28 protein-coding genes and 1 pseudogene are annotated in these 25,416 nt (G+C 61.1%); 5 read left to right on the plus strand and 24 right to left on the minus strand.

From position 1 onward, the window contains the following. Positions 1 to 55: 55 nt before the first annotated feature. Together fdhF and ACILSR_RS03620 are read left to right on the plus strand one after the other, a co-directional pair. Positions 56 to 2,827 (plus strand): formate dehydrogenase subunit alpha, encoded by a 2,772-nt coding sequence (gene fdhF, locus ACILSR_RS03615; RefSeq protein WP_395748360.1) that lies wholly within the window; start codon positions 56 to 58, stop codon positions 2,825 to 2,827. Positions 2,828 to 2,853: 26 nt separating this feature from the next. Beyond that, a complete protein-coding gene (locus ACILSR_RS03620; protein WP_395748361.1) occupies positions 2,854 to 3,888 on the plus strand; it encodes a hypothetical protein in 1,035 nt (344 codons plus the stop codon). An 86-nt stretch (positions 3,889 to 3,974) separates the two neighbouring features. On the opposite strand, the gene ACILSR_RS03625 is transcribed toward ACILSR_RS03620, so the two are convergent. The 5 genes from ACILSR_RS03625 to ACILSR_RS03645 form a co-directional block, all read right to left on the minus strand. Beyond that, entirely contained in the window at positions 3,975 to 5,081 is a 1,107-nt protein-coding gene (locus tag ACILSR_RS03625; RefSeq protein WP_395748362.1) for a WD40/YVTN/BNR-like repeat-containing protein, read from the minus strand. 7 nt (positions 5,082 to 5,088) lie between these two features. Next, a complete protein-coding gene (locus ACILSR_RS03630) occupies positions 5,089 to 5,358 on the minus strand; it encodes a MoaD/ThiS family protein (RefSeq protein WP_395748363.1) in 270 nt (89 codons plus the stop codon). A 76-nt stretch (positions 5,359 to 5,434) separates the two neighbouring features. Continuing rightward, complete coding sequence (locus tag ACILSR_RS03635; RefSeq protein WP_395748364.1) at positions 5,435 to 5,977, minus strand: DUF3833 family protein; 543 nt, start codon at positions 5,975 to 5,977, stop codon at positions 5,435 to 5,437. Next, entirely contained in the window at positions 5,974 to 6,711 is a 738-nt protein-coding gene (locus ACILSR_RS03640) for an alpha/beta hydrolase family protein (RefSeq protein ID WP_395748365.1), read from the minus strand. Before ACILSR_RS03640 ends, ACILSR_RS03635 begins: the two co-directional genes overlap by 4 nt. Before the next feature lie 115 nt (positions 6,712 to 6,826). Then, on the minus strand, positions 6,827 to 8,095 hold the full coding sequence (locus ACILSR_RS03645; protein ID WP_395748366.1) for an MFS transporter: 1,269 nt from the start codon (positions 8,093 to 8,095) through the stop codon (positions 6,827 to 6,829). A gap of 184 nt (positions 8,096 to 8,279) precedes the next feature. Between ACILSR_RS03645 and ACILSR_RS03650 the strand changes: the two genes are divergently transcribed. Further along, complete coding sequence (locus ACILSR_RS03650; RefSeq protein ID WP_395748367.1) at positions 8,280 to 8,879, plus strand: class I SAM-dependent DNA methyltransferase; 600 nt, start codon at positions 8,280 to 8,282, stop codon at positions 8,877 to 8,879. Here ACILSR_RS03650 and arsA read toward each other — a convergent pair. Beyond that, a complete protein-coding gene (gene arsA, locus ACILSR_RS03655; RefSeq protein ID WP_395748368.1) occupies positions 8,860 to 10,689 on the minus strand; it encodes an arsenical pump-driving ATPase in 1,830 nt (609 codons plus the stop codon). The genes ACILSR_RS03650 and arsA overlap by 20 nt on opposite strands. After that, a complete protein-coding gene (gene arsD, locus ACILSR_RS03660) occupies positions 10,686 to 11,018 on the minus strand; it encodes an arsenite efflux transporter metallochaperone ArsD (RefSeq protein ID WP_395748369.1) in 333 nt (110 codons plus the stop codon). Before arsD ends, arsA begins: the two co-directional genes overlap by 4 nt. Positions 11,019 to 11,193: 175 nt before the next feature. On the opposite strand from arsD, the gene ACILSR_RS03665 reads away from it, so the two are divergent. Continuing rightward, a complete protein-coding gene (locus ACILSR_RS03665) occupies positions 11,194 to 11,535 on the plus strand; it encodes a YkgJ family cysteine cluster protein (RefSeq protein WP_395748370.1) in 342 nt (113 codons plus the stop codon). Between the two features lie 72 nt (positions 11,536 to 11,607). Here the strand turns inward: ACILSR_RS03665 and ACILSR_RS03670 are convergent, their stop codons facing one another. From ACILSR_RS03670 to ACILSR_RS03735, 14 genes and pseudogenes are all read right to left on the minus strand, one after another. Then, positions 11,608 to 12,879: a Gfo/Idh/MocA family protein gene (locus ACILSR_RS03670; protein WP_395748371.1), complete on the minus strand. Its 1,272-nt coding sequence runs from the start codon at positions 12,877 to 12,879 to the stop codon at positions 11,608 to 11,610. Between the two features lie 122 nt (positions 12,880 to 13,001). Then, positions 13,002 to 13,376: a hypothetical protein gene (locus tag ACILSR_RS03675; RefSeq protein WP_395748372.1), complete on the minus strand. Its 375-nt coding sequence runs from the start codon at positions 13,374 to 13,376 to the stop codon at positions 13,002 to 13,004. 105 nt (positions 13,377 to 13,481) lie between these two features. Next, complete coding sequence (locus ACILSR_RS03680; RefSeq protein WP_395748526.1) at positions 13,482 to 13,940, minus strand: SRPBCC family protein; 459 nt, start codon at positions 13,938 to 13,940, stop codon at positions 13,482 to 13,484. Next, a pseudogene (locus tag ACILSR_RS03685) lies at positions 13,914 to 14,399 on the minus strand (VOC family protein); the annotation flags it as partial. The pseudogene ACILSR_RS03685 and the gene ACILSR_RS03680, both read right to left, overlap by 27 nt. A gap of 24 nt (positions 14,400 to 14,423) precedes the next feature. Further along, positions 14,424 to 14,876, minus strand: coding sequence for a VOC family protein (locus ACILSR_RS03690; protein ID WP_395748373.1), 453 nt, complete (start codon positions 14,874 to 14,876; stop codon positions 14,424 to 14,426). A 127-nt stretch (positions 14,877 to 15,003) separates the two neighbouring features. Further along, positions 15,004 to 15,489 carry an SRPBCC family protein gene (locus ACILSR_RS03695; RefSeq protein ID WP_395748374.1) on the minus strand — a complete coding sequence of 162 codons (486 nt, stop codon included), beginning with the start codon at positions 15,487 to 15,489 and terminating at the stop codon, positions 15,004 to 15,006. Positions 15,490 to 15,544: 55 nt separating this feature from the next. Then, entirely contained in the window at positions 15,545 to 16,306 is a 762-nt protein-coding gene (locus ACILSR_RS03700) for a DUF899 domain-containing protein (RefSeq protein WP_395748375.1), read from the minus strand. Then, entirely contained in the window at positions 16,303 to 16,773 is a 471-nt protein-coding gene (locus ACILSR_RS03705) for a GyrI-like domain-containing protein (RefSeq protein ID WP_395748376.1), read from the minus strand. The genes ACILSR_RS03700 and ACILSR_RS03705 overlap by 4 nt, the downstream gene beginning before the upstream one ends. Before the next feature lie 31 nt (positions 16,774 to 16,804). After that, positions 16,805 to 17,344, minus strand: a complete 540-nt coding sequence (locus ACILSR_RS03710; protein WP_395748377.1) for an SRPBCC family protein — start codon at positions 17,342 to 17,344, stop codon at positions 16,805 to 16,807. Between the two features lie 39 nt (positions 17,345 to 17,383). Next, positions 17,384 to 17,860: a VOC family protein gene (locus ACILSR_RS03715; RefSeq protein ID WP_395748378.1), complete on the minus strand. Its 477-nt coding sequence runs from the start codon at positions 17,858 to 17,860 to the stop codon at positions 17,384 to 17,386. Between the two features lie 46 nt (positions 17,861 to 17,906). After that, complete coding sequence (locus ACILSR_RS03720; RefSeq protein ID WP_395748379.1) at positions 17,907 to 18,305, minus strand: YciI family protein; 399 nt, start codon at positions 18,303 to 18,305, stop codon at positions 17,907 to 17,909. Further along, a complete protein-coding gene (locus ACILSR_RS03725) occupies positions 18,302 to 18,694 on the minus strand; it encodes a YciI family protein (protein WP_395748380.1) in 393 nt (130 codons plus the stop codon). The genes ACILSR_RS03720 and ACILSR_RS03725 overlap by 4 nt, the downstream gene beginning before the upstream one ends. Before the next feature lie 111 nt (positions 18,695 to 18,805). After that, positions 18,806 to 20,101 carry an RNA polymerase sigma factor gene (locus ACILSR_RS03730; protein WP_395748381.1) on the minus strand — a complete coding sequence of 432 codons (1,296 nt, stop codon included), beginning with the start codon at positions 20,099 to 20,101 and terminating at the stop codon, positions 18,806 to 18,808. A 33-nt stretch (positions 20,102 to 20,134) separates the two neighbouring features. Beyond that, complete coding sequence (locus tag ACILSR_RS03735; RefSeq protein WP_395748382.1) at positions 20,135 to 20,764, minus strand: TetR/AcrR family transcriptional regulator; 630 nt, start codon at positions 20,762 to 20,764, stop codon at positions 20,135 to 20,137. A gap of 126 nt (positions 20,765 to 20,890) precedes the next feature. On the opposite strand from ACILSR_RS03735, the gene ACILSR_RS03740 reads away from it, so the two are divergent. Beyond that, positions 20,891 to 21,925: a non-reducing end alpha-L-arabinofuranosidase family hydrolase gene (locus tag ACILSR_RS03740; protein WP_395748383.1), complete on the plus strand. Its 1,035-nt coding sequence runs from the start codon at positions 20,891 to 20,893 to the stop codon at positions 21,923 to 21,925. On the opposite strand, the gene ACILSR_RS03745 is transcribed toward ACILSR_RS03740, so the two are convergent. From ACILSR_RS03745 to ACILSR_RS03755, 3 genes are all read right to left on the minus strand, one after another. Then, entirely contained in the window at positions 21,896 to 23,128 is a 1,233-nt protein-coding gene (locus ACILSR_RS03745; RefSeq protein ID WP_395748384.1) for a PQQ-binding-like beta-propeller repeat protein, read from the minus strand. The two genes, ACILSR_RS03740 and ACILSR_RS03745, sit on opposite strands and share 30 nt — an antisense overlap. A 376-nt stretch (positions 23,129 to 23,504) precedes the next feature. Next, on the minus strand, positions 23,505 to 24,395 hold the full coding sequence (locus ACILSR_RS03750; RefSeq protein WP_395748385.1) for a hypothetical protein: 891 nt from the start codon (positions 24,393 to 24,395) through the stop codon (positions 23,505 to 23,507). 159 nt (positions 24,396 to 24,554) lie between these two features. Further along, positions 24,555 to 25,346: a GxxExxY protein gene (locus ACILSR_RS03755; RefSeq protein WP_395748386.1), complete on the minus strand. Its 792-nt coding sequence runs from the start codon at positions 25,344 to 25,346 to the stop codon at positions 24,555 to 24,557. Positions 25,347 to 25,416: the final 70 nt, after the last annotated feature.

Consider the following 25,416-nt stretch of genomic DNA (forward strand, 5'->3'; position numbering starts at 1 on the left):
TTCTTATCAGTAAACTGTTCCCAAACTTCTGCCCCCACCATCCACGCGCGCAACCATGGTCAAGGATCTCTCCACTCTTACCGCATTCATCGACGGCGAAGCCTGCCAGTTCAATGAAGGCGACACGCTTCTCAATTTCATCGACCGGCATTGCGGGCGGGGGCATGTGCCGACGCTTTGTGATGCGCCGCAGCTTGAGCCGTATGGTGCGTGCCGTGTGTGCTCGGTGGAGGTGGCTTTGCAGCCTGATGGACCGCGCCGGGTGGTGGCGTCCTGCCATACGCCGTTGACGGCGGGCATGCATGTCTTTACGGAATCGCCGAAGGTGCGCAGGCTGCGCAAGAACATCGTGGAGCTGGTGCTGACGGATCATCCGCTGGACTGCCTGACCTGCGAAGTCAGTGGCAACTGCGAGTTGCAGACCGTGGCGGCGAAGGTGGGCATCCGCAAGGTGCGCTATCCGGCCGGGGCGAACCATCTGGACCGCAAGAAGGACCACTCGCACGCCTACATGACTTCCGAGCTGGCGAAGTGCATTAACTGCTCCCGCTGCGTGCGTGCCTGCGATGAAATCCAAGGGCAGCATGTGCTCTCCATGCATGGTCGTGGCTTCAATGCGAAGATCATCAAGGGACTGGATGAGTCGTTTGCGGATTCCGAGTGTGTGTCCTGCGGTGCGTGCTCGCAGGCCTGTCCGACTTCGGCGATCAGCGATGTGTTTTTCTCCAAGTCCATCGAAGCGACGAAGAAGACCCGCACGATCTGCACCTACTGCGGTGTGGGCTGCAATCTGAATGTGGCGACGAAGGGCGATCAGGTGCTGAGTGTTCAGGCCCCCGTGGATGCGGAGGTGAACCATGCGCACACCTGCCTGAAGGGCCGCTTTGCCTTCAAGTTCTACAATCACAAAGACCGCCTGCGCAAGCCGCTGATCAAGCAGCCGGATGGGCAGTTCAAGGAGTCCACGTGGGAGGAGGCGTATGACCACATCTTCACCAATCTGACGCGCATCAAGGCCGAGAACGGCGGGCAGTCTGTGGCGGGCATCTCTTCGGCGCGCTGCACCAATGAGGAGAACTACCTCATGCAGAAGTTCATTCGCAATGTGATGGGCACCAACAACATCGACTGCTGCGCGCGCGTGTGCCACTCGCCCACCGCGTGGGGCATGCAGAAGAGTTTTGGCACGGGTGCGGCGACGAATTCGTATGAAGACATCGAGCACACGCGCTGCGTGATGGTCATCGGGGCGAATCCGACCGAAGGACATCCGGTGACAGGTGCGCGGCTGAAGCAGCACATCATGAAAGGCACGCCGCTGATCGTGATCGATCCGCGCAAGATCGAGCTCGTGCCGTATGCGAAGCACCACTTGCAGCTTCGTCCGGGCACCAATGTGGCGCTGCTGAACATGTTTGCGCGCTGCATTCTCGATGCCGGTCTGGTGAAGACGGAGTTCGTGAAGAAGCGCTGCGAAAACTGGGAGGAGTTTGAAACCGGCCTGCGTGCGCTCGATCTGACAGAGCTGGAAAAGATCACCGGAGTGAGCCTTGATCTCGTGCGTGCCGCCGCCATCGAATACGCCTCTGCGGAGGCCGCCATGAGCTTCCATGGCCTCGGTGTGACGGAGCATGAGCAGGGTGCCAAGACGGTGATGCTGATCTCGAATCTCGCGATGATGACGGGTAATATCGGACGTCCTGGCGTGGGCGTGAATCCTCTGCGCGGACAGAACAATGTGCAGGGGGCCGCGGACATGGGCTGCCAGCCGCACCAGGGCGCGGGCTATTATGAGATGGCCGATGTGGAGGTGCAGAAGCGCTATGAAGCCTTCTACGGTGTGCCTTCGCCGACGGAGCCGGGCTGGAAGATTCCGCAGATGTTTGACGCCGCCATCGAGGGCAAGCTGAAGGCGCTGTGGCTCATGGGCGAGGATGTGGTGCAGACGGACCCGGATGCCCACCACGTGCGCCATGCCATGGAGAGCCTGGAGTTTCTCGTGGTGCAGGAGATTTTCATGACCGAGACGGCCAAGTATGCCGACGTCATCCTGCCTGCCTCGTCCTTCCTGGAAAAGAGCGGCACCTTTACCAATGCCGAACGCCGTGTGCAGCGGGTGAATGCCGCCGTGAAGCCGCTCGCAGGCACTAAGCCGGACGGGCAGATCATGTGCGAAGTCTTGCAGCGCTTTGGCGTGGCCCAGGCGGACTACACGCCGGATGGCGTGCTGGCGGAGATCGCGCAAATCGTGCCCTTTTTCAAAGGCATCACCTGGGAGAACCTGAGTGTGAACGGCTTGCAATGGCCGGTGAAGGAAGGCGGCGTGGACACCCAGATCATGCATCAGGAGCAGTTCACCCGTGGCAAAGGACACTTCCATTTCTTCTCGTGGAAGGAATCCACCGAGCTGAAGACGAACGGGGCGGAGTTCCCCTTCATCCTCACCACCGGACGCATTCTGGAGCATTACAACTGCGGCACCATGACGCGCCGCACGGGCAACAGCGACATCGTCGGCCAGGACTTCCTGTCCATCAATCCGGAGGACGCCAAACGCAAAGGCATCCGCACCGGAGACATCACCCGCCTGTTCAGCGCGCGTGGCGAGGTGGAACTGGAAGCCCGTGTCACGGATGAGGTGAAGCCCGGCGTGCTCTACACGACCTTCCATTTCCCCGAAGCCATGGTGAACAACGTCACCGGCCAGGGCTGCGACGGCGACACAATGTGCCCCGAGTACAAAGTCGTGGCGGCAGATGTGGAACTGGTGCGCATGGGCAAGCTGAAGAAGAAACAGAAGGACGGCTTCGCGCCTGCGATGGTGTGAACATTCCGGCAACGATCTACAGAGGCATGAGGCAATTTATCTCGGCGCTGCTGGTCAGTATGATCGGCAGCGCTTTGCTGCATGCTGAGACGCTGGTCATTCCCGTGGTCGGCCAGGGCTGGCGGATCAAATTTGAGGGGCCGGTGCTTGCCGTGGAAAGCCAGCATTTCGATGCCGATGGACTGATCTATCGCGGCAATGCAGGGCGGTTCAATGTGTCGGCTTACGTGGAGAATCAGCCCAAGGGGGGCGGCGAGAGCAAGGCCTGCCGCGATTACTTCTGGCAGAAGGCCGCGCAGAATCCGATGGTGCAAAAGGACAGCGTGAAGCAATGGAGTGCGCCCCTTTGTGAATGCGTGGAGTATGTGACCGTGGACGAGAGCCTGGGCGAGAAGCAGACGCTGGCGAACATCAACTGCTGCTTCGAGATGCTGGGCAAATGGGTGGATGTGCATGCCTCGGTCATTGCACCGACAGACGAGGACACGCGCATGCTGAAGAAGCTGGGCGAGTCTCTCATCTATTGCACCTTTGCCCGGCCCAAAAGCGAGCCGCAGGAGTTTGAGATGGGCGCCATGGGGCGTCTGCGTTTTGTGGTGCCTGCGGCATGGCAGCTGGGGAATCACTGTGTGACCACGGGCATCGGCACCGCCGAGCAGCACACGCTTGCGCTCTTCTCCCCAACGGACCCCAACAAGACCTGGAAGATGACTTTCTTCAACAGCTCCATGCACTACAAAACGCAGAAGGACATCGAGATGACCGCGCAAACGGTGCAGCAGGCCGCTGCCGCGCGCTCGGTGGAAGGAGCGGCGAAGATGGAGGCGATCAAGCTCAAGCAGGGTGTGGGCTGCCAGGCCGTGTTTACCGATGCCGCGCTGGCGGAGAAGCCGGTCGAACCCGGTAACGCGAAGGTGATCTGCACCGGCTTGGTGGCGCCTCAGCCAGATGTGCTGGGCACCGTGACCGTCTTTGCCGATGATGGGAAGGATGCGGACTTCCTCGCGGCGATTCAGGCGCTGGGGAGCATTGAGTGGATGGCGGAGAAAAAGAGCGAGTAGGGCCATGGGCTCTTCCAACTCTGCAATGTGCTCTCGCAGGCTGCCTGAAGATCGGGAGACACGTCACGTCCTGAATGGACCCAGCATCACCCAAACCGCACGCAGTAAATGGGAGGCAGATCGGCGCTGAGGCGGTCCCAGGAGTCGCCGCCGTCTTCGCTGATCCAGACGGAGCCGGTGGTGCTGCCGAAGGCGAGGGTGCTGCCATCTCCGGAGACATCGAGACAGTGGCGATAGACCAGATGATAGGCGTGCTCCTGCGGCAGGCCGTGGCGCAGTGGCTCAAAGGTCTGGCCGCCGTCGCGGGTGCGCACCACGCAGAGGGCGCCGTCGCAGGCCACACGCAGTTCGTCTTTGATGCCGGGAACGAACCAGGCGGTCTGCGGATCCCGCGGATGCATGGCCACGGCGAAACCGAAATTGGACGGATTGGCATTCAGAATCTCACGCCAGTTTTGACCGCCATCGGTGGAGTGGAAGATGCCGTTGTGGTGCTGCATCCAGATCGTGTCCGGGTCCGCTGCGCTCCAGGCGATGCGGTGCGGATCCTGAATGCCGGGATCAAAGGCGAGCTCCGGCGGCATGAACTCGGCGCGAACGCCAGAGCCGATGTTTTTCCAGCTCGCGCCATTGTCCACAGACTCCCACACACCGCCGCAGGAGATGGCGATGAGCAGGCGGTGGCGGTTGCGCGGATCGACGAGGATGGTGTGGATGCCCGGCCACTCGGCGCCGCCGCCCATCCACTTGGCACGGCCCGGATCATTCCACAGGCTTTCGACGAGATGCCAGGAGGCGCCGGCATCCGTGGAATGAAACAAGCCGCCTGGGAGCGTGCCGCACCACAGCTCTCCCGGTGCTGCGCCGGCCTCCAGGGCCCAGACTTTTTTCAGGTCCCAGGGAATGGCCTGCTGGCTCGCGGGATTGATGACCTCCGGCGCATCTTCCGGCTTGGGCGGGTAGGCCGGGCAGGAGCGCTCCTCCCACGTGGCGCCCGCATCTTTGGAGGCATGAAACTTGGTGCCGAAATGCCCGTGCTCCACGGCGGCGTACACCACGCCCTCTTCGGCATGCGGCAGCAGCATGGGCACCTGCACGCCGAGGAATGAGCAGCGCGTGATGCGCCAGCCTTCTTTGCTGCGTTCGGCTTCAATGAGTCCTTTGCGTGTCCCGAGATACAATTTTTGGCTCATGGTTGGTTCATCCTCCTGAAAGTGACTGCATGACGAAAACTTCAGAATCCGGCTTCAGCACATCGGCCTGCTGCCGGCGGTCGGCTATGGCCGTGCCGTCCACAAATACCACGACATGCTGTCTCACAGCACCCTGATCGTCCAAGACATAACTGCGCAGCGCGGGATGCCGTGCAAAGACCGCCTGCAGCGCCTCGCGCACTGTCGCCCCTGCCACCTCACAGACTGGGGCTGCGGTCTGGCGTGCGAGATTGGCAGTGAAGTGGACCGTGGGCATGCGGCGCGAGTGAGACGGCTGCGGTCACTCGTGCCGCAGCTTTTCGTTTCGGCAAGCAGACATCAGCCCTGCGACTTCACTTTCGAAAAGTCTCCAGGACAGTGCCCAGGCGCAGTCCAAACTTGCGGAACTGCACGCGGTTGTAGAGCAGCCCGTCAGGCTGCAGCTCCATGATCTGATGGAAGTGCACTTTGACGGGATGGCCTTTCACCGGCACGGCGAGGGTGTAGTTCCACTCAAAGGCATTGCCCCATGCCTCGCCGTGGGCGATGCCCACGCCGTCGCTGGCATGACCTTCGAAGTGATGCTCGTCCACCACACGAATGTCCCATACGCGGTGCACCTTGCGGCCGCTTTGGAAGTCGAAGTCCTGGATGAGCAGGAGGCCACGCCGGTTTGGCACGCCGTGCAGCCGGGTGGTAAAATGGTCCTGCACCCTGCCGCCGGGACCCTTGACGGTGCCTTGGGAGCTGAGGTGGCCGGTGAAGTATGCCTTGGGGTCCAGCGGGGGCTTCTTGCCTGCAAAGTCACGCGCATGGGGAACGGAGCAGCAGGCCAGCGTGAGACAGAGGCACAGGCCGAGAGCTAGACGGTCCAGGGCGGGAAACATGGAGGTCATGGGTGCAGGTGGAGCTGCAAAAAAATCAGGGCGCGCGTGGTGGCGTCCGCCGCGGCGGAGGTGGAGAGGGAGTGGCCTTCTCCGGGGTAGATGTGCACTGCGGGCCGCGCATGCATGCGCCGCGCCTCCAGCAGCAGCTCCTCGGCAAACTTGATACGCACGCGCTGGTCATCGCTGCCATGCAGGATGAGCATGGGTGGGAAGCGGCGCGTGTGTCCCTTCAAGCCCTGAAACAATCCGCCCGAAAGCTCTGCTGCCGCCACGATCCGTGCGTCCGTGGTGGCTGCGCCAACGCTGAGAAACGCGCCAAGGGAGTAGCCATACAGGCCGATCGCCCGCGGATTCACCTCCGGCTGCTGTGAGATGAAATCGATGCCGTCTTTCACGGTGGCCTGCCAGATCTTCGAATCCGCGGCGATGGATTTGTCTCCGGCGATCAGGGTGCCGGTGCGGTCAAAGTAATGGATCAGGTAGGCCGCCATGCCGCGCTGGGCCAGCAGCCGCGCGAAGGCCACCATGTCTCCTTTGCCATTGATGAGTCCTCCCGAACCATACAGCACGGCCACCGCCGGATGCCGCCCCGGCGACGCTGGCAGATAGGTTTCCACCACGATCTTTTTTCCGCCGCTGAGGTAGGAGGTGGTGGCTTCCTGAACTCCGCGAACTTTGGCCGTATGGGCGCAGGAAGCCGCCAGCACAGCGGAGAGAAGAGCCAGGAGCCGGAGAGTTTTCATCACACTCAGCATTCGGGCATGGCGGGAAGGACGGTTGTAACCATTCACCACATGGCTGAGTACGATGGCGCGGAATGCCCGCTGAACCTGCCTCGTGGTGGCAGGTGCTTGCGGGTCATTCCGGCAGTTCTTTGCCCTTGGTCTCTGGAAGGAACTTCAGCACGAGAAGGCCGATGAGAAACAACCCTGAAAGCATCGTGATGGCGACGGGAGGATCATAGGCGGCCTTGATTTTTCCCGATGTGAAAAGAATGGGCGCGGCGAGCAGGCGCCCGGTGTTGAAGCAAAAACTAGCTCCTGTGGCGCGGAGGTGATCGGGGAAAAGCTCGGGGAAATAGACGGCGAACCCAGCATGAATGCTTAACGTGACAAATCCCATGACCGGCAGCGCAATGAGCATCTGCCAGTAGTTTTGCGGGAGAAAGCAGACGATGGGAATCACAATGAGTGAGAGCAGCTGCATCATGAAAAAAGTGCGCCTGCGTCCGATGCGCTCGCATATCGGCCCGAAGGCCAGCATGCCCAAGCCGCCGCCAGTGGCCTGCACGATGCCGTAGGCAAATTTGGATTCTGATTCAACCACATCCTTCGCCCAGCCGAGTTTGGTGAGGAGATGGCTCATCAAGTCCTGCCCCGCGACGGTGACGCCCCAGAAAGTGCCGAGCCCCACGGCGGCGAGCGTCATGCCGCAAAGCGCGCGCACCCGCCACACCGGATGACTGAACAGCTCGCGAAAACTCCCCACGCGATCTCCCATGGACTTCTGCGCGGATTGCAAGCGCTCCGGTTCTCGGATCGAGGCACGCACCCACAAGGTGAGCAATGCTGGAACAACACCGATGAGGTAGCCATAGCGCCAGCTGGCACCGACCCACATGCCCGTGATGCCTGCGAGCCAGGTGGCCAGCACACTGGTGGAATGGAAAATGCCGGAAGCGCGTGCACGGGCTTCTTTGGGGAAAACTTCAGCCACCAGCGCCGCGGCCACCGCCCATTCACCGCCCACGCCCATCGCCACCAGAAAGCGCAGCGTGCAGACATGCCAGAGTTCGGTGGCGAAGTAGGTCAGGCCCGAAAAGATCGAATAGAAGAGGATGGTGACGATCATGGTCGGATTCCGGCCCCAGCGATCTGCGAGCATGCCGAACAACCAGCCGCCGAGTGTGCCACCGACCAGAAAGAAGCCGAGAACGATGTCCCCCCATGCCTTTACATCCGCAGAGTCGGGCGACTGCATGAATATCTCCGCCAGCATCGACTTGCGGGTGATGTTAAAGATCTGCCCTTCAAACGCATCAAACACCCAGCCGAGCGAGGCGACGAGGAGCACCAGCCACTGGTAGCGGGTGACGGTGGAGTACCATTTGGGGGAGGAGGAAGACATGGCGGGAGATGAAGAATGAGGAAGGCCGGTGATGGCGCGCATGAGTCACGTGCCGGAGCGGAGCCACATTTCATCAGGTTTGCGGTTTTACTCAAAGCGCCTGCTGATGCACAAGAGGAGAATGCGGTGGCCGCATGGCATTGCTTGCGGACCGAATGATCCGCCATGATTCTGCCTTCCTCCCATGCAACCCGCAGAAGTCGCCCGCAGTTACGATGAGATCGCACACCAGTGGCTGGAGCCGCACCTGGAAACAAACGGCATGCGCCAGCACGAGCATGCGCTGAAGTTCCGTGCACAGCAGGGCGGGCCTGCGCTGGATGTGGGCTGCGGCTGCCACGGGCGTTTCATCCGGCTGCTGATGCAGCACGGATATGTCCCCGAGGGGCTGGATATCTCTGCGCGAATGGTGGAGCTGGCACGGCAGCGGCATCCGGGGGTGGTTTTTCATCAGGCGGATGTGGGCCAGTGGCATCCGGAGAGGACGTATGATTTCATCACTGCCTGGGACAGCATCTGGCACCTGCCGCTGGCGCAGAGCGCGGAGGTGCTCGCACGGCTGTGCGGCGCACTGGCCCCGGGCGGCGTCATCATCTTCACGCTCGGCGGACTGGACTCTCCGGGGGAGAAGCAGGACTGCAGCATGGGCCCGCCCATGCACTACAGCACCCCTGGCATTCCGCAGACACTGCAGGTGCTCGCCTCAGCGGGATGCATCCTTCGCCACTTGGAATACGATCAGCACCCCGAGCTGCATGTGTTCATCATCGCGCAGAAGAGCTGACAGGCTCAGACGTGTCCCGGGCGCTCTGCAGGGATGAGGATGCCAGGTGGGCGAGAGCATCCGGCCCCACGGGCTCCTCCGGCTGCCAGGGCAGCCACGCGGTGCGGTGCGCCTGTTTTTCCACCACTTCCAGCAGGTAACGGTGCTCGGAGGCTTCGCGGCTTTGCAGCAGCGGATCGCAGGTGCCGCTGTGCAGCAGGCTTTGATTGATGACCCAGGCGAAGGGTTCGATCCGTGCGCGCCGCAGGTCTGCCTGCAAAGCGGCGGCCTCATGCACGGGCGTGGCCTCTGGCAACGTGACGAGCAGGATGCGGGTATAATTGGGATCGCGCAGATGATCGAGAAGCCTGAGCACCTGCTCGGGCTGGGTGCTGCGGGCCTGGCGCTCCAGCTCGCGGTGGTAGGCCTCGCTGGCATCCAGCAGCAGCAGCGTGTGGCCCGTGGGGGCGGTGTCGAGCACCACAAAGCGGCTGGCTCCCTGGCCGACTTCGCGGGCAAAAGCGCGAAACACCGCGATCTCCTCCGTGCATGGGGAGCGCAGATCTTCCTCCAGCAAGGCACGGCCTGCGTCATCCATCGCGCCGCCCTGGGCCTGCATCACTTCGTTTTGATAAGAGGCCGTCTCCGCCGCCGGGTCGATTTTGCTCAGCGTGAGGCCCTCCACCCGGCCATGCAGTGTCTGGGCCACGTGTGCTGCGGGATCGGTGGTGCTGAGATGCACGGAGTGGCCGCGGCGGGCCAGCATGACGGCGATGGCTGCGGCCACGGTGGTCTTGCCCACACCGCCTTTGCCCATGGTCATGATCACGCCATGGCCCTGCTGCTCCATGGTGCTGACGAGATCTGCCAGGCTTTCCATTTTGGGTGGAGTCCAGCTTTCCGCCGTCTGAGGCGTAAGACTGCCGGGGGCATCGCCACTGAGCAGTACGCGCAGGCCGGCGATGCCGAGAATATTGATGGCACGCAGGGGAACGATGAAGCTGGGCATGCTGCGGATGAAGCCGCCCGCCGCCTCCAGAGCAGCCATGCCGCGCTGCTGCATGGCCTGCGCCGTCGGATCCTTTGCACACTGCGTTTCAAAAGTGCCATTGATGATGAGGCATTGATTGCCAACACCGATTGCGCGCAGCTCTTTGGAGGTACGTTCTGCCTCGCGCAGAGCGGCAATCTGAGGGCGGCTGACGAGCACGAGCGTGGTGGCTGCAGCGTCTGCCAGCGTCCGGACCGTGGCCTCGTAGATGACGCGCTGCTTTTCCAGACCCGCCAGCGGGCCCAGGCAGGAGGTGCCGCTGGTGTTGTTTTCCAAAAACTGATCCCAGGCCTTGGCCAGGCTCATGAGACGCAGCGTGTGGCCGGTGGGAGCGGTGTCAAAGATGACGTGGTCATAGGCCTGCACAGCCTCCGGATTTCCAATGAGACCGGAGAATTCGTCAAAGGCCGCGATCTCCACGGTGCACGAGCCGGAGAGCTGCTCCTCCATGCTGCGTAGCGCCGCCTCGGGCAGAAGTCCGCGCATGGGGCCGATCAGGCGCTCGCGATAGGCTGCTGCGGCCTCGACGGGATTGATGTTCATCGCCTCCAGTCCGGACGCTCCAGCAATGGCAGTGGGGTGATTGGTCAGGCGGGTCTCCAGAACTTCATCGAGATTGGAGGCGGGGTCAGTGCTCACCAGCAGCACACGCCTGCCAGCCTCGGCAAGCTTCAATGCCGCCGCGCATGACAGGGAGGTTTTACCCACACCGCCCTTGCCGGTGAAAAAGAGAAAGCGGGTGGCGGTGGCGGGATCTGGCACATAAGGCGGGAGCTTCATGCTGCGGCCTCCTCTTTGATGCCCAGTGCGGCGCGGAAGAAGGCCGGACGTTCGTCACGCGTGGGATAGCGGCCTTTCATATAGATGTCTCCATCCAGGAAGATCAGCGGCAGCACGGCGGTGCCTTCCTTTTGCAGCGCGTCTTTGACCACGGGGTTTTGCGCGAAGGCCATGGGCTGCTGTCCGAGATTCTGGCGTTCCACTTTCACCCCTTGCCCGACCAGCTGGGAGAGCATGGCGGCGAAGTTGATGAGATCGGGATCGACATTCGGGCCGCAGATGCCGGTGGAGCAGCACATGGGCGGATCATACACCTGGATCGTTTTCATGGGAGGAGGGGAAGGTGAGTGGTGGCGCCCGCAGCGGCGGGTGCTCTTTTTCCTGAGACCAGACTATTTGGCAAAACAGCCAAGTAAATGCCCGGTAGTATGCAAAGATTGCTATCTTTTGAGCCCGCAGTTTGTCCTTTCTCTGGTATCACTCCGATATTCTCTTTCCAATCCCATGGCCTTCATGACGCAGCCAGACTCAGCCTCCCCCTGCCAGACTTGCGGCGCCTGCTGCGCGCACTACCGCGTCTCCTTCTACTGGCAGGAGGCCGGGCAGCGGGGGCTGGATGAAAGCATGCTGGTGCAGGTGAGTCCGTGGCAGGTGTGTTTCAAAGGGACGGAGCAGAAACCGGTGCGGTGTGTGAACCTGGAAGGTGAAATCGGCTCTTGTGTCTCATGCCGCATCTACGAGCAGCGTACAACGCCGTGCCGCAGTGTGGAGATCGGAGATGAAAAGTGTCTGCAGGCACGGAAGGCGCATGGGCTGGGCGGCGCTGGCATGAAAGGATTAGGGTAAAAAGATTTCGGGTAAAAAAATTTCAGAATCTGGGATTGGAGAAATCTTTTTACCCTCAATTTTTTTACCCTTTTAAATCGGCATCGTCGTGCCCGGAATCGCCACGGGATACCAGCCTTCGGCATCTGGTTTCACCGGCGGCTCAGTGGCCCAGGTGAGGTTGTCCGGGACGAGGTTTTCCTGGGATTCCATGGCCTGATTCCACGAGATGACCTGGCCGGTGTAGGTGGCCATGCGGCCCATGACGCCCATCAGGGTGGAATGTGCGGCGTAGTCGGCGTCGTTGCGGACTTTGCCGGTGCGGATGTTTTCAAAGAGTGCGTCGTGCTCCAGCTGGTAGGGGTCTTCCTTGTTGCGGGTGCGCTTGCCGCCGGGGGGCAGGTTGTTGATGAGGAACTTGCCGCTGTTGGCGAGATCGGCGGCGCCTTTGGTGCCGTGGAAGTGCTCGCTGACATCGCGCGCGCATTTGCCGCCGATCTGGCAGCACTGGCTGAGGATGCGCATGCCGCTCTCGTATTCAAACTCGACGGTGTGGTGGTCAAAGATGGTGCCGTTTTCCTTTCCACGGCGCACCTGGCGCCCGCCCTGGCCCACGGCCTTGATGGGCATCTCGCCTTTCATGACCCAGTTGGCCACGTCGAGATTATGGCAATGCTGCTCGAGGATGTGGTCTCCGCTCATCCAGGTGAAGAAGTACCAGTTGCGGATCTGGTAGTGCATCTCGCTCTCGCCCGGCAGGCGCTCAAATCCAGGGCGCGAGGTGCCGTTCCAGTACACGCGGCCAAAGATGAGATCGCCGATCTCGCCATTGTGAATGCGCTGGATCATTTCGATGTAGCTGGGCTGGTAGCGGCGCTGAAAGCCCACGGTGACATTGAGCTTCTTCTTTTTCGCCTCCTCGGAGGCGGCCAGCACGCGGCGCACGCCGGCGGCATCCACAGCCACGGGTTTCTCCATGAAGACATGCTTTCCGGCTTTGACCGCCTGCTCAAAGAGGAAGGGGCGCGGGCCGGGTGGCGTGGTGATGAGCACCACATCGGCGAGTGCGAAGGCCTTGGTGTAGTCTTCGAAATTCGTAAACACCTGGTCTGGCGGCACATCCACCTGGCCCTCGTGTTTTTCCTTCAGGATGTCCAGCGCGGCCTGGGCCTTGCCCTCCAGGGGATCGACCACAGCGACGAGCTTGATGGTGGAGCCGGCGGAGAGCGCCTGATTGCAAGCCCCCGTGCCGCGCCCGCCGCAGCCGATGAGGGCGATCTTGATGTCTTGGTCCTTTGGCGCCGCAAACGCATGCGTGGCGGCGGTCATGGCGGTGGTGGCAAGGAAGGTGCGGCGTGAGGTCATGGCGGTTGGGATGAGGCAACAACCCTGAACCGCGCGGGAGCACGGGACCTTTCATGGTTTGCGGCTTCTGTGCGTAAACACAGGTGCCGGGACGTCCGCTCCTGCGGGCAGGAGTGCCCGCATCACTTTACCAGACCGGCCCAGGCCTTGCGCTCTGCCCAGAGCAGGAAGAGGGAGAGGGCGCAGATGACGATGAGGATGGGATTGAAAATGCCGTCTCCTTTTACCAGCTGATGGTAGGCCAGGATGTTGACGATGACCGGCCCGACGCAGAGCAGCCCGAGATTGCGTGTCTTGGGCACTAGCAGCAGGATGCCGCCAAGCATCTCAAATACCTTCACAAACTTCATGTAGCCCGTGGGGCCAAAGGCGGCCATGAAGTGGGTCTCCTCGGGGTTCAGCTTCTGCTCGGGCATAGTGCCGAAGAAGAAGATGCTGGAGAACGTGACGAACAACAGTCCGAGCATGATGGAGGCGGCGAGTGTGGCGTATTTCATGGGAGGGATGGGGTGGAGGAGGGGAAAGTGGTCAGGGAGTGGTCAAGGGGTCAAGGAGTGGTCAAGGCACGACTTTTGACGACTCTTGACCGTTGACTGCTTTTTCTAATTCGCGAGTTCAGCTTCAAGCCGGTCAAAATTCTCTTCGTTTGCCGGGACGCAGATGGGCTTGAAGCGTTCGCAAATTTCGGCGCTGGGGAACTGCATGCACCAGGTCATGTGGGTGCCGCCGCCGGCATCTGCGAGGGTGATGGTCATGCGGAAATGCGGCGCGACGTGCTCATAGACGATGCGCTCGGCAGGAATGATCTCGATGAAGCGGGCGTGATTGGGGTAGTTCTTGCCATCGGGGCCGTGCATGGTGAAGATCCAGTCGCCGCTTGCGCGGAAGTCGAAGAATTCAAAGGTGTTCGTAAAGCCCTTAGGCCCCCACCAGCGGGCGAGCTGGGTGGGATCGCTGAAGGCCGCGAAAATGCGCTCGCGGCTGGCGGAGAAGAGGCGGGTACTGATGATCTCGCTGGAGTGATCCGGCGGAGACGAGGCGGCCTGCTGAAGCGCGGCGATGTCCAGCTTGATCATTTTGAGCATGGCCCGGGTAACCCGTGAGGCGACGGCGGGATCGCCGGAGGCATTGAGGTCAGCGAGGATGGCGGGGACGATCTGCCAGGAGACGCCGAACTTGTCCTTCAGCCAGCCGCATTGCACGGCCTTGCCACCATCCGCGGTGAGAGCATCCCAGTAGCGGTCGATTTCCTCCTGCGTCTGGCAGGAGACGACCAGGGAGATGGCTTCATTGAAGGTGAAGATGGGGCCGCCATTGAGAGCGGTGTAGGTCTGGCCAAAGAGCTCGAACTCGATGGACATGATGGTGCCTGCGGGAGGGCAGGGCGGCCTCTCCTCCTCGGGCACCTCCGCGTAGCGGGTGGTGCGGAGGATGCGGCCGTCTTCGAAGACGCCGAGGTAGAAGCGCACGGCCTCTTCGGCATTGTCATTGAACCACAGGAAGGGGCTGATCTTTTGCATGGCGCGCAGCGGTGAAGGTTTGAATCAGGCGTTTTTGTATTTGGGGTCCGCGCCGGGATCGATGGTGATCATCCAGCCCATGCCGAACTTGTCCTGCAGCATGCCGAAGCGTGAGGACCAGAAGGTCTCGCCAAGGGGCATGTTCACCGAGCCGCCTTCAGCGAGGGCACTGAAGACACGGTCGGTCGCGGCGGCATCGGGCAGGGCGAGCGAGAGGGAGAAGGCGCGGAAGCCTTTGCTCTCCTCGCCACCGCAGCCGTCTGAGGCGAGGATGACGCTGCTGCCGACCTTGAAGCTGGCATGCATGACTTTGCTCTCATAACCCTCTGGGAGCATGCCAGGCGGCATGGGATCGGGGCTGTCGCTGTAACGCATGAGCATCTGGGTCTCTGCGCCGATGGCGGTTTTGTAGAACTCGAGTGCTTCTTCGCAGCGGCCGCCGAAGAAGAGGTAGGGTTGGATGAAGGAGGAGGACATAAGAGGGGCGTGGGGGTGTGAAGGGTGAAGATGGATTTGAGTGGGAAATTGCAGATCGGGGAAGCGTAGAGTCACAGCCGGCAACTCAGGTGCTCGTCGTTCTGCATTCGAGATTCGTCATTTTGAATTACTTGCTCATCAGTTCCACAAGCTGGTCGAAGGCCTTGCCCCAGCCGTCCATGAAGCCCATGGCGGCGTGTTTTTCGCAGGCTTCCTTGGTCCAGTGGCGGGCGCGGGCGGTGTAGCGGGTTTTGCCGGAAGGCAGGGTCTCGAAGGTGACGATGGCGGTGAAGAAGTGATTGGGGTTCGGCTCCCAATTGGCGGAGTAGGCATCGGTGAAGACGATCTTTTCATTCGGCACGATTTCGAGATAGACGCCTGCATTGGGGAAGCGCTCGCCATCCGGGCCACACATGGTCATGCGGCTGAAACCTCCGGGGCGGAGATCCATTTCGACATCGGTCACATACCACGGCTTCGGGCAGAACCATTGAGGATAGAGTTCAGGTGAGGTCCAGCCGGCGTAGAGTTTGGCGGCAGGAACGTCTGTCTCACGGACAAGGACGAGTTCGCGTTCCGAGAGCGGGGAGTCGATGGGGGCTGAGAGGGGCATAAAGGGAAGGATGAAGGATGAATGATGAAGATGAAAAGCCGGAGTGTGATGGGACTTAGGTGCTGCTGCAGCCGCAGCATTTCTTTTCGGCGGTGCGGCCGTCGTTTTCGTAGCGGTCGTGGCGCTTCACCCAGTCCATGAGGTTGCCGTTCACGTTTTCCATGCGGCCTTTGGGAGTTTGATCGATGAACTGGTAGGCGCCGAGCAAGGATTCGCCGCCGCGGCTGAAGGAGGAGTAGGTGTGGTAGATCTGGCCGTCCTCGTCTTTGAAGAAGACGCTGAAGCCGGGGAGCTCTTCGCAGTCGGCACTGTAGTCCTGCTCGGTGAAGTTGTAGGTGATCTTGCCATCCTTCACGGTTTCCGGCGGGAAGGAGACGTGGAAGTCCTGATTGAAGTCCGTGTGCGCAGCGGAGACCCAGCGGAACTTCCAGCCCATGCGCTGGCGATAGGCCTCAATTTTCCCGATTGGGCCGCGCGAGACGGCGACGAAGGAGAGATCGTGATGCTCGAAGTGCTGGCGCGCAGCATCCACGTGATCGCACAGGAATGAGCAGCCGGTGCAGCCTTCCTCCCAGTCCGGGCCAAACATGAAGTGGTAGAGAAAGAGCTGGCTGCGACCATCAAAGAGATCCGGCAGCGTCACCTGCTGACCGGTGGGCGTGTCGAAGACGTAGGGCTTGGTGATTTTCACCCAGGGAAGCTCGCGGCGCTGGCGTGCCAGTTCATCGCCGGCGGCCATGTGGGCTTTCTCTTTGGCCAGCAAGGCACGGCGTGCCTGCAGCGCCTCTTCCTGGGAGACTGTGGTATGAGATGTCATGACGGGATGATGGTTTGATTCAGCTCGGTGCGGAAGGTGGAGGAGTCTCCGCCGCACTCGGGGCCGGAGAGGTAGCGCTCCCACAGGCTGGGGCCGAGCGTGTGGCCCTGGCCTTCGATGATGTCCTGAAAATCTCCCCAGGCCTCGCCGAGACCTTCATAGGGGCCGGTGTAAACCGTGCGGATGATGGTGGCGGCGGGGATCTCTCCCGGGATGACGCGCTCGGTGGACTGCACGGCGCCGGAGACCGGCACGCCGACATCGAAATTGAAGATGCCGGGCGTCATGCCGAAGTGATTGGCGAATACCGGTCCCTTCGGCCCGATGCCCTGTGCGGTGGCTGCGGCGATGACTTCCTGAATGGCCGGGCCCATCACCTCCTGGATCTGATCTCGCGGCACGGTGATGTGGATGATCGCGGCAGGTTGTGCCGTGGTGGTGATGGGGGCTGAAGGATCGTCGAGCATGGCGGGTGACGGTGGTTGGTTGCTAGCTTGCTCAGGCTTTGGGTGCGGCTTCCGCGAGCGTCTTCAGATTGGCGAGACCTTCGAGGAACTGGTCGCCGCACATTTTTTCGCAGTCCATGAACATGCTCATGATTTTGCCGATGAAGGGTTTCTTGCTCTGCATGGCCCAGGTGATCTTCGTGCCGCTGCCTTCGGGGGTGAAGGTGAACTGCACATCGCTGGTGCCGGCAAAGGGGCGCACGAAGGCCAGCTTCATGCCGATCTTTTCATCCGGCTTGCTCTCCACCAGCGTGGTGCTGCCTTCGCCCACTTCACTGTTGCCGCTCCACTTGTAAATGGCACCCACGCCTTCGGGCGGACCTTCGAGGGACTTCTTCATCGCAGGGTCTTTCTTGGCCCATGGGGACCACGCATCCCACTGGCGGAAGTCGTTGACGATTTTGAAGACCGTCGCAGGAGGGGCCGTGGTGGTGGCGCTGCGGGTGACGTTCATGTCATCCGACTGGAAGGAGGCGAGGATGCAGATGACAGCGATGATGGCGACGAGGCCGAGGAGGATCTTTTTGATCATGATGTGTGTAGTGGTTGATGATAAAACGGTGGCGGGAGATTACTTGGCTGCGTCCTTGGAGGCGGGGCATTCGCCGGTCATGTTGTCCCAGCGCTTTTGCATTTCTTCCGGAGACACTTTTTCGATCTCGTGCTGCAGCAGCCAGATGTGGCCGTAGGGATCGCACACGCAGCCGCTGCGGAAGCCGTAAAACATGTCTGTGGCCGGCATCTGCACCGTGGCTCCTGCGGCGGCGGCCTTGGCAATGGCGGCGTCCGCATTTTCCACCATGAGGCAGAACTTCACCGGTGTGCCGCCGAGTGTCTGCGGCGATTTATTCCACGCGGGATTTTCATCGGAAAGCATGAGCAGGCCGTCATTCAGAGACAGCTCTGCGTGGCCGATCTTGCCGGTGGCTTTGTCGGTGAGGCGGAAGCGCTCTTTGGCACCGAAGGCTTTCTCATAGAAAGCGATGGCTTCGGCGGCGTTGGTGACGGTGATGTAGGGGCTGAAGGCGGGGTAGGATGGAGTGCTCATGGTGTTTGTGGATTGGGGTTGTTGAATGAAATGGGACGTGAGGATTTTAATGCTGGGCGGCGGATTTGACTTCGGCCATGGGGCGGCAGAGATCGGCGATGGGGCGGACTTCGATGGTGGCTCCGTATTGAAGAATGGGACACTGCTGGGCGATGCGCACGGCCTCGTCCATGCTGCTGACAGCGATGCGGAAGTATCCGGCGATGGCTTCCTTGGACTCGGCGAAGACGCCATCAGTCACGGTGGCTCCTTTGGGGCCTGAGACGAGTTTGCCCTCCTCCATGAGGGGCTGTGCGCCGCGGTGGATGCCCGCTTTGCCGAGGCCGTCCACCCAGGCGTAGAAGTCGGTCATGACGTGCTGGAGTTCTGAGGGGGACATGCCGTGGTTCCAGTGGGTGCCTCGAATGAGCAGGAGGTATTCGTCAGTGGGGTTTTGGGGATTCATGCGGGCGGCGTTTCGTTGGTGATTTCGGAGGCGGTGCAGACCGTGGCATCCAGCGGGCGGACTTCGTAATGAAGACCGCAGGTCAGGGTGGGGCTGTGGGAGAGCAGCTCCGCAGCTTCACGCAGGCTCCCTGCGCTGACGAACCAGTAGCCGCCCACGACTTCCTTGGCCTCGCCGAAGGGGCCGTCGGTGGTGACGCCGACCTTGGACACATTGGCGCGGTCCGTGGCGAGGCGGCTGCCTGCGCGCATGCGGCCTGCGGCGATGTGCTCATTCAGCCAGTCGTAAAAGTCCGTGATGGCGGTATCGATCTGCTCCTTGGTCTTGTCTTTGTCCCAATGGCCGCGCGAGAGCACGAGGTAGTCCTGGGGAGGTGTGTCAGTGTTCATGGGAGTGGCTGGCGCGGGGCGTGGGTGATGGGAAATGTCGTGGTTTCAAAAGGGACGACGAACGGGCCGGGCGAAAAAGGACATCGGGACAAAGATTTTTTTGAGCGGGTGTTATTTTTCCGGCCTGGCAGTTTCGCAGGCCGCGAGCAGGCGCTCAAAGAAGCTGCGTTCGGAGGGCAGGGTGGCGAGGGCCAGTGCCCTGCGGTAGTGGGCAGCTGCGTCCTGCGTCTGGCCCAGTTCCGAAGCGAACGCACCGCGTGCTGCGTGCAGGGGGAGGTAGGCGTCCAGGCCCTTCACGGCGGCCAGCGCCTCCATGCCACTTTGTGCGCCATGCACACGCCCCACGGCGATTGCGCGGTTCAGCGCGACCACGGAGGAGGGGGTAAGCTGAGCAAGCTGATCGTACAGGGCGAGAATGCGCGGCCAGTCCGTGTCCGCATGGCTGGAAGCGGTGCTGTGGCATGCGGCAATGCCTGCCTCCAGATGATACTCCGTGAGCGTGTCTCCACGTGCGGAGAGCTGCAGATGCTGCAGGCCGCGATGAATGAGGCTCTGATCCCACAGGCTGCGGTCCTGCTCATGAAGGCGGAGGATTTCTCCGGCATCATCCGTGCGGGCGGGCAGGCGTGCGGCGCTCAGCAGCATGAGAGCGAGCAGCGCATGGCACTGCGGCAAACATGTGTGCTGATGCGTGGCCAGCAGCTCGGTAAGGCGGATGGCCTCATGGCAAAGATCCGCGCGCACGAGGTGCGGGCCGCTGCTGGCCTTGTAGCCTTCATTGAAGAGAAGATAAAGGGAGGCCAGCACGGCGTGCAGGCGCTGCGGGAGTTCATGCGCCGCTGGGATTTCAAAGGGCAGCTCCAGCTCGCGAATGCGCTGGCGTGCGCGCACGAGGCGTTTGGAGATGGTGGCCTCGCTGGTGACAAATGCCGCCGCGATCTCCGCGGGGCTGAGGCCGCAGAGTGTGCGCAATGCGAGCGCGATCTGCGCTTCCGCGGAGAGCTGCGGGTGGCAGCACACAAACATGAGGCGCAGGGTGTCATCGCGCAGGTGGGCATCGTCTTCCGCGGCTGCTTCCACCGGCACCGCCATCCAGCGTGCCTGCTCGGCGGAGATGCCTTCTTCACGCTCGTTCCAGCGCTGCTCGCGGCGCAGCTGGTCCAGCGCCAGATGGCGTGCGGTCTGTGTGAGCCATGCGGCGGGGTTTTCCGGCACACCACGATAAGGCCAGGTCTGCAAGGCACGCACAAGGGCCTCCTGAACCACATCCTCGATCCACTGCAGCCGCCGTGCGCCGAACTGCCCTGCCAGCGTGGCGACCAGACGCGCGGATTCATGCCGGAAGAAATGCTCGGTGGCAAACTGCGCGCTGGCCGTGGTGGTAGAGCTGGAGGAGTCGTCAGTCATTAGCGCGTGATTATGCAGATTCACCAAGTGGGGTTAACGCGCTTCAAACAGACCATCCACGTAGTCGCGGGCCAGTTTGAGATTGTGACGAATGAGTTCCTGGGAGCGGCAGGTCTTGCCGATGAGCATGGAGCCCTGCCAGAGGCTGTTGAGAAACCAAGCGACTTTGACGGGGTCAAATTTGGTCCTGGTCTTGTGCTTCTTCTTTGCGGCGGCGAGGAGCTTGGCGGCATTTTCAGTCCAGAGGTCCAGCTCTTTGGCGCATGCCGCCTGAAAGGCCGGGCTCGTGGCGGACATCTCCTGAGACATCATGCCCACCATGCACACCACGGCATCCTCGCTGCGGCGGGTGAAGCCAGACATGATTTCGAGCAGGCGGTGGAGCTGAGCGAGCGGATCGATGGAGTCATCCTTCCACGCTTCTTCATAAAGTGCCGTGCCCATGCGGCCCCACCAGTCAATGGCTGCTAGGCCGAGGGCTTCCTTGTTTTCAAAGTGGTGGAAGAAGCCGCCCTTCGTCATGCCCGCTTCTTTGCAGATCTGATCGACCGACGTGGCGGAAAAGCCCTGCTGCAGCATGAGGCGAACGGTGGCGTCGATGAGACGCTGCCGGGTGGCGGCAGGGTCGCGTTCGCGCTTCGTGCTGGTGGCTTTTTTGGACATACAAACCGGTCGGTATGTAAATATGGGAGGCATGGGGTCAATGCTCTTTTTTGGCTTTTTGTTTCTGCGGAAGCGGCGTGTCGGGTCTAGTCTTTGCCTGAAACCTGCAGCCCACCCCTCGCTCTCATGTCCCTTTTTCGTTCGGTTTTTCACACCACTCTTCTGGTCTTCGTCTGGTCATCTGCCTGCACGGTGCAGGCGGATGAGCCAGAGTGGCGTCTTGGTGCGCCTCTGCTGAATGAAACGACCCTGCTGGAGGGCAAGGCTGTGAGACTGCTGGATCCGTGCATTGTGAAGCATGAAGGAGTCTGGCACATCTTCGCCTCGGCGAACGGAGGGACGGTGCATGCATCCGCGTCAAACTTCGACACGCGCCCCATCGCGCCTTCGGTGGTGAAGCTGCCGGTCGGCTCGTGCTTCGTCCCGCAGGTGTTCTTTTACCGGCCGCAATCGCGCTGGCACCTCATCGGCATGATGCCGGACAAAACGGGGCGCTATCCGAAGATGGCCCCATGCCTCTGCACCAATACCGACATCACGCAGCCCCAGGGCTGGTCTGCCCCGGAAGTGCTCGACGTGCCGCCACCGCAGGACGAAGCGAAGCCGGTGAAGCAATGGATCGACTTCTGGGTGATCTGTGACGCGCAGAAGGCGCATCTCTTTGTCACCTCAGACGGCGGCCGCCTCTGGCGCTCTGAAACGCCCTTGGCAAACTACCCGCACGGCTGGTCCGCACCTGTCATCGCCCTGCGTGGAGACTTCATCTACGCGCCGCATGTTTATCGCCAGGGTGCCGATGGCAAGGAGCGCTATCTGCTGACCCTCACGGCCCGTGCTTCGGATGGTATGACATACCAGCAGAACTACGCGGCTGATCGTCTGGATGCCGAGTGGCGGCCCGTGGCGGCCACGGCGGGAAACCCTTTCGCAGGCCGGGCCAATGTGAAGTTTGACGATGCGAACTGGCAGGGAGACATCAACCATGGCGAACCGCTGCGGCAGGGCAGTGATGAACGCCAGATCCTCGAAGCAGACTTCAGCGGCTTTATCTTCCACGGTGGGAGAAAAGGCGCGGATGACAAAGCGTTGCGCGGCTTGATCGGCGTGGGGCTGCTGGAAAGGCTGAAGAGCTCACTTTCCGGGCGCACCGACGCACCATAGGTATTCCTGACGCACAGGGCCGGTCTTGGCGGAGCGGAGGTAGATGCGGTTGTCGCAAATCGCGGGCGTGCTGAAGGACTCGTCGCCGAGCTGGTTTTGGGAGAGGAGGGTGAACTTCTCCGGGGTGGCCTCGAAGACGGAGGTCACGCCGCCTTTGCTGGTGACGTAGATGCGCGAGTCCGCCATGACGGGAGAGCCATAGAATTCGCGGTCTACTTTCTCGGACCACAGCTCCTCGCCGGTGGCAGATTTCCAGCAGGCGGCGCGTCCGCCATCGCCCACGGCGAAGACGTGGCCGTTCTTTACGATCATGGACGGCACGTAGGTGCGGGTGACGTTTTCCCAGGCGATCTTGCCGGAGCCATCGGCCTCGACGGCCATGGTGTGGTTCTTCGGATAACCGCCGCCGAGGAAGATGCGGCTGCCATCGGTCACGGCGGTGACGACGGTTTCTTCGGTGCTGCCGTCGATGCTCCACAGTTTTTTGCCGGTGAGCGGATCAAAGCTTTCCACCTTGTTGCAGCCGGCGAGAACGGCCTGCGTTTTGCCGGCGGCGTTGACGACGGCGGGGGAGGCGTAGTTGGCCACGGGTGGGCGGTCCTGCTGCCAGACGATTTCGCCGGTGAGCTTGTTGAGGCCGGACATCTTGCCGCCGCCGCGATGGTCTGCGGAGACGAGTACGATGGACTGGTAAATGACCGGCGAGGAGCCAAAGCCCTGATGCACCTGGAAGTCGCACACGCGGCGCTGCCAGAGCTGTTTGCCGGAGAAATCGAGCGCGGTGGTGAAGATGGCGCCGTTGTTGAGGAAATTGACGAACAGGCGCTCGCCATCACTCACGACATCGGACGAGGCCTGGGAGGCAATCTTGTGGCCCTTGGTGTTCAGATTGCCGCGATGCACGACGGATTCCCAAAGTTTTTTGCCGGTGCTGCGGTCATAGCAGAGCACGAGCTGCTCCTCGGTCTCCATGTCTGCCGTGGCGAGGTAGATGTGATCTCCCACGACGATGGGCGAGCCGTGGCCGCGTCCGCGCACCTCGGCCTTCCACAGGATGTTTTCATTTTCGTTCCACTTTAGCGGAAGCTTTTGTCCTGCTGCGGCGTGTCCGTCCATCGTCGGGCCGCGCCATGCGGGCCAGTCCGCCGCGAGGAGGGGCGTGGTGAAGAGTGCGGAGGTCAGCAGCAGGGCGTGGAGTTTCATGCGGGGCGTTGCAATACGCTGCGAAAGAGGTGGCGCTGTCAAAAGAAGTGGCGATGCGCTCCTGGTGATCGAGCACGATAAGGACGGCGGACCCTCTTGGGTTGCCTGCGCCATGACAGACCCGAAAAGTCGGACCCGACACAGCGGTTCCCTACCAGCCCTGGGGTGCTCAGGCCATGCTTGAAAAGCTCGAAGTGTCTCCGGCACGCAGCCTGCCAAAGAACGCGGAGCGTCCTGGAGTTCTCCAGTCTTTTGAAGCTTTCCGTGGGCCGATGGACGTTCGAAAGCGCAAAGCGCAAAGCGCACGCCGCGTCATTTTCCAAACACGGCTAGAGACGCAAGCGGATGGCAGATGCACCGCGCGTTGTGAATCGCATTATTTGGCGGTGACGCTGGCAGGCTTCATCACGCCGGCCATGGGGTGGTGGCTCACGGTGTCCCAGGCGATTTGCTGGAGCAGCGCGTTGAGCTTTGCTTTGTCGTCATCGCTGATGTCTTTGAGGGCCTTGAAGGCGGTTGGGACGGGAAGGCCTGCGGGGCTGCGGCGGTAGATGACGGCGAAGTGGCAGTAGCTGGAGAGGATTTGCAGTGGTGCCAGCGCGTGGCCCCAGGTGTCTTTGAAGATTTCGCCCTGGGTTTTGAGGCCGGGGGCTTCGCCTTTGAGGATTTTTTCGCGAAGGGTGACGGCGGCCATGCCGACGGGGACGATGAAGACGGACTGCTTGCCGAGGCGCTGATTGATGCCGCTGACATAGTCCTCGATGTCCTTGGCGTAGCGCTGGGTGGCATCGCGGAGTTGGGCGATGTCGGTGGCGTTGTGGTCCACCTTCTTGCGGACGTCTAGGGGATAGACGGGATTGTACTCGTCATTCGGCATCCAGTATTCCTGCACGGTGATGCGCAGCGCGGGATTGTGCTCGAGGCCGAGTTTGACGAATTCCTCGATGGCAGGGTCTGGCAGCCAGATGGGGGAGAGGGTGAGGACGTCTACCTTGCCGGTTTTGAGCACTTGTTTGACGGCGCTTTTTTCTTCGGGGACATCCCAATGCTTTTGCACCATGGACCCGCCGATGCTGGAGAGCCCGACGAGTTGATGCGCGAGCTTTGCCGACTTCGCGATGTCCTCCACCTGCTTGTAGGTGAACACATGGAAACTGTGCCCACACGTGGCGACCCGCTGCCCCTCTGTGATCGGTGGGACGAGGTCCTGCGCACGAGCAATGGTTGCGAAGAGACTAAAGGCGGCGAGAAGGAGGGAGGCTTGCATGAAGTGTGCCGGTAGAACGGAGGAGGGAGGGGCAATTCAGCACGGAAGTGATGAAATCCTTCCTCCCGGTGGGCTTCCGATTTCAGAGAATGAAGGTAGAAAGATTAGGGGTAGAAAAATTTTCCGAACCGATGATTTCAAAGTTTTGAAATTTTGATCTCAGCGGCGGAGGGTCGTGAACTCGATCTGGTGGCGGTTGAGATTGATCCAGTGCATGGCTTTGAGGTCGGTGAGAGACAAGAGCTTTTCCAGGCTGAGTCGCTGGGCTTTGGTATGCTGGCCGAGCGTGGTGATGCGGAAGGCTTCGTCAGGAGCGCACATCTGGAAAGTTTGCATGCCGAGAGCCCGGTCTCCCAAATGCATCGAACGACGCTCCAAGGACTGCTCCTCGCCACCGAAATGATGGACGAGGGCCTGATTGTACAGAGGTGCCTCGAGGAAAAGCCCGATGTCCTCAATAAAATGAAGCATCGCCTTGAGCAAGGTGTCAGGACCTCTCCAAGCGGTCGATTCGATTTCAAACCGGTAACGCTCGGCGGGGGGCACCGAGTTGTTGACGAATCGAGAGTCCACAGACGCTCCGCCAAAAGCCACCACTTTCCCGTGTTCGCAGCCTGTCAGCAGAAGATAGTTCATAGTCTGGCCTTCATGAGCGGTGGTGACCTTTCTGGCCTTCTTTAGCTCATAGATCGCCTGTCCTGCAGCGATGACATCGATTCTATAATCCTTCACAAAACTTCCGTGACGCACTTGAACAGGAGCTTCGACTGGCGACGGAGATAAGCCCGCTTCGTTCAACCGTGCTGCGAGGTCATTGTGGTAAATCTCTTCGTCGCAGCTTTTTCCTAGTTCGTTATGAACCTGGAAAACCAGCCGCATGACTTCATAGTCCAGCCGCTGAAAGGCTTCGTAATCTTGCCTGTGAAATTGGACTGGGCATTCGATAGGCATGGAGAGGAAAAAGGTGGAATAATTAGGCGGTGAAAGATTTCAGAATCTCAAAATGGGAAGCTCTGGAAAA

This window comes from Prosthecobacter sp. (assembly GCF_044222565.1).
Classification (GTDB): domain Bacteria; phylum Verrucomicrobiota; class Verrucomicrobiia; order Verrucomicrobiales; family Verrucomicrobiaceae; genus Prosthecobacter.